At 35.3% G+C, this 7,846-nt stretch carries 6 protein-coding genes; 3 read left to right on the forward strand and 3 right to left on the reverse strand.

Going from position 1 to position 7,846, the window contains the following annotated elements; translation table 11 throughout:
- The first annotated feature begins 144 nt into the window (after positions 1-144).
- The 3 genes from CCAND38_RS08775 to rimM all read left to right on the forward strand — a co-directional run bounded on the left by CCAND38_RS08775 (position 145) and on the right by rimM (position 1,604).
- Positions 145-462, forward strand: a complete 318-nt coding sequence (locus CCAND38_RS08775; protein WP_042344908.1) for a hypothetical protein — start codon at positions 145-147, stop codon at positions 460-462.
- Between the two features lie 108 nt (positions 463-570).
- Positions 571-1,074, forward strand: a complete 504-nt coding sequence (locus CCAND38_RS08780; RefSeq protein ID WP_042007059.1) for a 30S ribosomal protein S16 — start codon at positions 571-573, stop codon at positions 1,072-1,074.
- A 2-nt stretch (positions 1,075-1,076) separates the two neighbouring features.
- The gene (gene rimM, locus CCAND38_RS08785; RefSeq protein WP_042007057.1) at positions 1,077-1,604 is read left to right on the forward strand and encodes a ribosome maturation factor RimM; all 528 of its coding nucleotides are present in this window, start codon (positions 1,077-1,079) and stop codon (positions 1,602-1,604) included.
- A gap of 35 nt (positions 1,605-1,639) precedes the next feature.
- On the opposite strand, the gene CCAND38_RS08790 is transcribed toward rimM, so the two are convergent.
- The 3 genes from CCAND38_RS08790 to CCAND38_RS12000 all read right to left on the reverse strand — a co-directional run.
- Positions 1,640-4,546 carry a serine hydrolase domain-containing protein gene (locus CCAND38_RS08790; protein ID WP_042344909.1) on the reverse strand — a complete coding sequence of 969 codons (2,907 nt, stop codon included), beginning with the start codon at positions 4,544-4,546 and terminating at the stop codon, positions 1,640-1,642.
- 81 nt (positions 4,547-4,627) lie between these two features.
- Positions 4,628-6,667 carry a transporter-like protein gene (locus CCAND38_RS08795; protein ID WP_042344910.1) on the reverse strand — a complete coding sequence of 680 codons (2,040 nt, stop codon included), beginning with the start codon at positions 6,665-6,667 and terminating at the stop codon, positions 4,628-4,630.
- Between the two features lie 773 nt (positions 6,668-7,440).
- Positions 7,441-7,846: hypothetical protein (locus tag CCAND38_RS12000; RefSeq protein ID WP_197066349.1), on the reverse strand; the 406-nt coding region annotated here is incomplete at its 5' end.

The following is a 7,846-nucleotide window of genomic DNA, read 5'->3' on the forward strand; positions in this document are numbered from 1 at the left end:
GAAAACCATATAAAAGCCTTTGAAATTGTGTTTTTCTACATCAATTTTGGGTGGATTTGAGTATCATACTTTGGGAAACACTACCTTTTTTTCAAATAAGTAGAGATAGATTCATTATAATAGGAACTCAAAAATAATAAAGTGATGAAAAAGATTTTATTTTTAGCATCTATATGGTTGATGATCATCGGATGTAGTGGTAGTAAAATTGAGGATGATCCTGAAGGAATCATCATAAGTAATGGAAAAATCGTTGATATGGGAAATCCTGCATCGGACGGTTGTGGTTGGCTCATAGAAATTAATGGGATATATTTTGCTATGGATGGTTTTGATAATCAGTTTCAAACCAATGGATTACATGTAAAAGTAAGTTATCTTCATACCAAGTTTCACTACTTATGTGGACGAGGAGGAAAACCTTTTAGCGTCATAAAAATCATCAGAATGGACAAAATGTAGCTGCTTTTTGAAAATAAGTTACTTTTTTCTTCATAATTCAAAAATATAGTCTATATTTGCACCTTGAATTAATAACTGAGGTCGAGAACCTCTAAAAATTAAACTTTTATGCCAGTAAAAATTAGATTACAAAGACACGGAAAAAAAGGAAAACCATTTTATTGGGTGGTTGCTGCTGATTCACGTGCAAAAAGAGATGGTAAATTCCTTGAAAAAATTGGAACTTACAATCCTGTATCAAACCCTGCTCAAATCGACTTAAACGTTGATGCTGCAGTAAAATGGTTAAAAAACGGAGCTCAACCTACTGACACGGCTCGAAGAATCCTTTCTTACAAAGGAGCTTTGTTGAAATATCACTTGTTGGGAGGTGTTGCGAAAGGAGCTTTAACATTAGAGCAAGTTGAAGCTAAATTCAACGCTTGGTTGGAAGAAAAATCAGGAAAAATTACTTCTAAAGAAGAAAAATTAGCGAAAGACAAAGCAGAGGCAAAAGCTAAGTCTTTGGCAGCTGAAAAAGAGGTAAGTGAAAAGCGTAAAAATGCTGCTGTAGCTGAGGCTCAAGTAGAAGAAAACGCTGAAACACCTGAAAACAACGAAACTGAGGCATAATTATGACTTTGAAAGATTGCTTCTATGTAGGAACAATTGTATCAAAATTCAGTTTTAAAGGCGAAGTTTTAGTCAAATTAGACTCAGACGACCCTGAATTGTATGAAAATTTGGAATCAGTTTTTATTGCCTTAGGTAATAATCTGGTTCCCTTTTTTGTTGAGAAATGTTCCTTGCATAAAACAGACTTATTGCGTATCAAATTTGAAGATGTTTCAAGTGAAGCAGATGCTGATGCTTTAATGAAATCAAAACTTTATTTACCATTGTCTTTCTTGCCAAAATTGACAGGGAATAAGTTTTATTTTCACGAAATTATAGGCTTCACGATGGAGGATGTGAATTATGGTTACGTTGGAAAAATTGTCGGCGTGAATGACATTACTTCACAAGCTCTGTTTGAGGTCGAAAATGACGGAAAGGAATTACTTATCCCCATGAACGATGAATTTATCGAAAAGGTGGATAGACAGCACAAAAAAATCATCGTCAAAACCCCTGAAGGCTTGATTGATTTATATATGGAGTAAATCTTCTCTACAAAAGCAATACAATATGCTTTCTATTATTTCAACGCTTCATACACAATGCGTTGAATCTTTGGACGGATGTTTTCTTTGATTAGTAGATTATTTTCAGCTGTTGGGAATGTCCTGTTCGATAGAAATACGATAATCACCTCATTCTCAGGATCTGCCCAAGCATATGTTCCGGTGAAACCTGTATGTCCAAAGCTCGACATTGGTACGCATCCACAAGTAGGGCCTTCTCCTTCGAGTTGTGGCTTATCAAAACCGAGTCCTCTTCGGTTTTTTTCGCTACAAAATGTACATGTATTGAACAAAGTGAGTGCTTGAGGTTGTAAAAACCAAGTGCCTCCATAGTAGCCATTTTGTAAAAATAGTTGCATCATTTTGGCTACATCGTCTGCTGTACCAAAAAGTCCCGCGTGTCCTCCCACTCCGCCGAGCATAGCAGCACCTTGATCGTGTACGTAGCCTCGGATTTCTTGATGACGAAAATATGTATCTACTTCAGAAGGTGCTATGCTTCCCAACGAAAAACGTTTCAAAGGAAAATAGGTCAGACGATAAGCTCCCATTTTTGCATAAAAATGTTCATCAATTACTTGGTCTAACGTTTTTTTATAGGTTTCTTCAATATATTTTTTAAAATAGTAATAAGGTAAATCGCTGTACAAATAGCGTTTTTTCTTAATTAAATCGCTACTATCGATGCGTTCATACATTATGTTGACATACTCGGATTTCATAAATAAATCTTTTGCAACTTGCACGTTGTAGTCCTTTGTTTTTTGGGTGTTATACCACTCTGATAATGGTTTTTTATCGGGGTCGAGTGTTTGTATGTAAAAAGGAATCCAGGACTGAAATTGGGCGTAATGAGACAATACGTCCAAAATTTTCATTTTCCCTTTGTTGGTGTTCTTTAAATAGGGTAATATATCTGAAAATGTACCATTTACATTGAATTTGTCTTCTGAATACATTTTCATCAATTGTGGTACGGTTACTAATATTTTGGTCAGTGAAGCTAAATCATAAATGGTGTTGTCGGTAACTTTATTTTTATCGTTGTAGTCCAAAGTTCCGAAATTTTTACGGTAGATAATTTTCCCTTGTTTGGCAACTAAAATTTGCATTCCGGGAGCCATTCTTTTCGACAATACCTCTTTTGCCACACTGTCAATGCGATTCAGTTTAGTTGAGCTAATTCCGATACTTTCAGGTAATCCATAGGATAATCTTCCTATTTTTGGAGTTTGTATAGATGTGTTTACAGGTAGGAGTGGATGTGCGGATACGGGAAGCACCCCCTTTCCTTCAATGGCACCGAAAATTAACTGAGCTGTTTTCTCCTGTGCTACTTTGTGATTTTGATAGGAAACGATAATTGCTTCAATGTTTGAAATGTCTTTGACATCCAACAATGCATATGGGCGAGTGAATATGGATAAAATCACTTTCTTCTTCTTAGCGATATTTTCTAACCACAATAGCTCGTCTTTGGTGAATTGGTAAGCATCCCATGGAGTTCGATTTGGACGGTGTAGCCCTATGATAACAGTTTCAAAGGGTTCGATATCTTTTTGTAATTGTTCTATCGATTTGGGTTCAATAAGAGAGATATCGGCATATTTTTGAAGCGTTGTGTAAAATGTCCACCCACTGTCGTTTCCAAATTTGACGTAAGCAATTTTTTTGTCTACATCCTTGATTGGTAGAGTTTTATTGTTGTTTTTAGCTACTGTTAAGGCGTTTTCAAAAATCTGTTCAGTAAGCAAATCATCCTCCAAGCTATGTAAATTATCGTATATGGTCTTTTCATCCAATGGGGTGAATGAGGTTAATCCTACTTTGTATTTTGCCATTAAAATTTTCTTTACTGAATATGCTAAACGCTCCTCAGTAATCCGATTTTGCTGATAGGCTTTTTTCATAGCTTCAAAACCTACCGCCATATTTTCAGGCATTAGCAAAATATCATTTCCTGCCAAAAAAGCTGCTACTTCTACTTCTCCCACAGGCATATATTCTGCTACTCCCTTCATACCTAAAGCGTCGGTGAAAATTAGGCCTTGGAATCCCATTTTATTCTTCAAAAGCTCGGTAATGATGGTATAGGATAGGGAGGAGGGTAGTCCTTTTTTGGGTTCCAAAGCAGGAATATTTAGATGTCCAACCATTACACTTGCTACTCCACTATCCACCAATTTGCGAAATGGATAAAGGTCTATGCTGTCAATACGGTGAGCTGAAAATTCAATGAGAGGAAGGGTTTTATGTGAATCTTTGGCTGTGTCGCCATGTCCTGGGAAATGCTTGGCACTGCCTAACACACCCGCCGATTGCATTCCATGGGTGAAAGCAATCCCTTTGATAGCTACATTTTCTTTATCTTCACCGAAAGCACGATTTCCAATAATTGGGTTAGCAGGGTTCGTATTCACATCAATGTCAGGTGCAAAATTGAATTGCATCCCCATGTGTCTGCAGTGTTGCCCGATGCGGAAAGCGGCTTTTTCGATAAGTTTTTCGTCTTTTACAGCTCCCATAGTCATATTCCACGGGTAGGCATAGGTAGAATCTAAACGCATCGCCAGTCCCCATTCGGCATCCATTGCCATAAAAAGTGGTACTTTTGATAGGGATTGATACTCATTATTGAGTTTTGCTTGTCTTTTTGGCCCTCCTTTGGAAAAAATTATTCCTCCAATGTGATATTTTTTGATAAAATCTTTTACCACTTCGGTATTTCGGGTGTTAATTTGACTGGAAAATACGGAAACCATAAATAACTGACCGATACGTTCCTCCAGTGTCATCTTTGCGTAGGTTTCTTCTACCCATTTTTTCTGATTTTCAGCATCTTCTGCTAATAATGGATTGGGGGTCTGAGCTTTACTTATTGCAAAAAAAAGGGAGGTTAATGCAAGTATGTATTTTTTCATTATAAATATGTTTTCTACTTTAAAAAATTATCTGTTTTAAAAATTAAGTGTCTTAGAAAATGATGTTAGCTTGGGAATATTCTAAACACTTTCTACTGTTTTTGATTCCCTACTTGGAAAGAAAAATGACATTGGTCGCTGTTTGAATCGTATCCAAACCGATTTGGTTAGGTTTTTAAGTTCAAACACAGGGATTTCTCTTGAACGCAAGGCGATGAACAGTGAAAGTGAGAAACTCACTATAAAATTTCCAAATCCAATAATGAATACTCCTGCAATTGACCATAGCAATAGCTCTAAACCTATGTCAAAGTTTGCACCAAATAAGCCCAATGCTAAATTTCCACTAGCGAAAGTAATGTGTCGGATGTCTAAATCTAGGCCTAAAAAGGTACCTATTACTCCTGTACACCCCATAAAAAATCCGAACCATATGTTGGAAACCACTCCGGGCCATTTCTTTTTCATCCAATTGGAAATTTTAATCATTCGTTGTTTGCCTAAAATGGTTTTCAAGACAGGATGTTCTGACAATCGGTAGTAAAAATTATTGAAATTATTTACACTGGCTACATTTCCCGCAATAATTCCAGAAAGAAATAGAAATACTCCTGCAATACAAGCGTGTAAAAAAACGGGTGTTTGTCGGAAATCAAGCTCGGCTAATAATTTATCATGTTTACTTTCTGCCAAGTTATATCCATCCAACAAGAAAGTAAGCCCCCAAATAAGTAGTAACGTCATTGGGAAAGCCGCCAGTACATTTCCTGCAAAGGCGACGAATTGCGAACGGAACAAACGAGCAAACAAGGCCGAAAATTCTGAATAGCGTTTATTTTTCTCTTTCGTGTCTTTGGACTCTAAATTTTCTAAAGTTCGAGCAATTGTTGATGCCGTCATTGCAGGTTGCTTAGTTGCTAAAGTTGCCCCTATTAAATAGATGACTACAAATCCGATGGCATAATTCAAACTATAATTCAAGGCATGGATAAACTCACTTGATTCCGTTTTTGAAAGTGCTAACTTAACTAAACACATGAAACTCACAATAATACCTCCCCAAAAAGCGGTGTTGAACATCAAAAAATATTCCTTTGCATTCGAGGTTATGTAATGTTCTCCCGTTTTGCCTGTATAATTCGTAATTTCATAGGTGATATTATACACGCTATCATCAATTAATTTGCTGATATTGTTCTTTTTAGAATTAACACGTACCAAACTCAAGTAAAATTCAATGCTTTTTCGTTTTTTCTCTTCTTCACCGCTGATAAACAAGAAATTATATAACTTCCGGATACGACGTACCTGTTGACGAATGAGCAAAAGAGTTTGATTTACATTGAATGAAACCCCATATTTAGAAGTGTTGTTTACAGCTTTTTCTACGAAATCCTCACACTGCTTTACTAAGATGTCCAGTTGTTTGAGATCTAAATGATGATCCTCTAAACTTAAATAAGGCTTGTCTTGGGTCATTATAGCCCGATGCAAAGCGTTAAGTTCATCGTCCAAAGCAATAAATGGACTTTCCAAAGAGGAATACTCGGGAACCATCCGCATTACATCCGTCTGTAGAGCAAAACCACCCATACGCTGGGAAAGAATCATAATTGCTAGAAGGATTTCCTTGGTGACTCTTCGGTTTTTTGTGTCATCATAAAAGGTTGATAACGAAAGTATTTCTAAAAATTCAAACCAATTGTCCATAGGAATAGTACTCAACCAATTTGTGTCGGAAGATTTGTAAAACAATTGGTTTAGAACGTACTGAATACTGTTGTTTAAAGGCTGATCGGGAATCAATTTATGCCACACACGGCGTCGAAGTTCTTTGAAAAATGAGGTGCTACTGAGTAATCCTGCATCGGTTAGGAGTATGGTCTTTTTTTTATCTGAGAAGACAGAAACGAGTTTTGCTTTCAAAAAATGGGCTTTTTCTTTATCATTTCGTATTTCAGAAAGCAATTCAGTCAAATCAATTGTTGTTTTTTTATTGTACTGCTGACGATAGTAGTCCACCAAATCAAAAATAAAGTCGATATCTTCACTCGTAGTAGCGTTAATATGTTTTTCAAAAATAGCGTAGATTGAGGTATGACTTTTTCTTAGTGTAAGCATATAAAATATTTTAGTGGCAAAGATATAAAAAAGCGATATATTGCAAAAAAAAGATTTGTCATAAAAAACCTATTTTCAATGTTTTTATGCTATTTTTGGATGTGTTTTATTGAGTTTTTTACATAAATTCATTTCTTTTCGACTCATGAGATTAGATAATGATGAAGATTTTAAAAAATAAATTTGAGTTCATTATTTATTTTCATATTTTGTACTTTTGTCCTGAAACATAGTAAGCGAAAGCTTAGTATGTGGAACCAAAAATTCAATGCTGTGGATACTTTACCAAAAATCAATTCTCACATACTTTGCTGAAAATTTCTAAACTCGCTACGCTCAGGTAGTATAGATTTTCTAGGCTACATTCATTGATTTTTTTAACGGCACATATTCCGCAGTGCGGACTTTGTCTTTAAAGCCGATGAAAAGTGGTCAAAATGCTGAAAATCAGTGTTTAACCATTAAGAAAATATATGTAATTAAGTACTGAACTCAAAAGATAAATTTGGAAGTTTTTTTACTTGTTTTGAAATTGATATTTGGTATGGCTAATTTATCGTTCAAAGTAAAACTTCATTGAGAATGACTTATTCTAAGATTTCAGCCTTTAATATTCATAGATATTTGGCTAAATGTTTATACCGAATAAATCATTCTCAATTCAAAAAAAAATAACAATATTATCAAACGAATAATTGATACATAACCTGTTTACCATACAGATTTGATATCTGATTAAATAAGCAACTTAGTAAAACTTTTTCATAAAAGTGTTATTTACGCTTCAGAAATCGTTTATGATTACTTGGTTCTCCGTTTGTGTATTCTTGTAAAATCAAAATGTTATCCGAATCAGAAAATTCATATCGAAATTCATATACCGAAGCAGAAACTTTAAAACCAGAGCCAGGGTTTAACACGTAGAGTCTATCTCCTTTTGTATAATAATATTCTACTCTTTGATTACTTTCTCCTGTTTCTCGGTCTATCCGAAGATGTTCCCCAATTTTTGTGTATTCACTATAAAACGTAACAGTAACAACTTCCTCAAATGTTTCAGAATTTATTACAGCCCATTTCCCAAAGAAACGATTATCCCGTTGTTGGGCTTTAAAATAATCAGCCGTCATATGTTCATCTTCCGAACAAGCGAATACACCCAATAATGCGAATATAAAA

The sequence above is a fragment of the Capnocytophaga canis genome (assembly GCF_000827555.1).
GTDB lineage: Bacteria > Bacteroidota > Bacteroidia > Flavobacteriales > Flavobacteriaceae > Capnocytophaga > Capnocytophaga canis.

Bases quoted from the DNA above. Each gene is read 5' to 3' on its own strand.
- CCAND38_RS08775 (WP_042344908.1), top strand. From the start codon at position 145: ATGAAAAAGATTTTATTTTTAGCATCTATATGGTTGATGATCATCGGA.
- CCAND38_RS08780 (WP_042007059.1), top strand. From the start codon at position 571: ATGCCAGTAAAAATTAGATTACAAAGACACGGAAAAAAAGGAAAACCA.
- rimM (WP_042007057.1), top strand. From the start codon at position 1,077: ATGACTTTGAAAGATTGCTTCTATGTAGGAACAATTGTATCAAAATTC.
- CCAND38_RS08790 (WP_042344909.1), bottom strand. From the start codon at position 4,546: ATGAAAAAATACATACTTGCATTAACCTCCCTTTTTTTTGCAATAAGT.
- CCAND38_RS08795 (WP_042344910.1), bottom strand. From the start codon at position 6,667: ATGCTTACACTAAGAAAAAGTCATACCTCAATCTACGCTATTTTTGAA.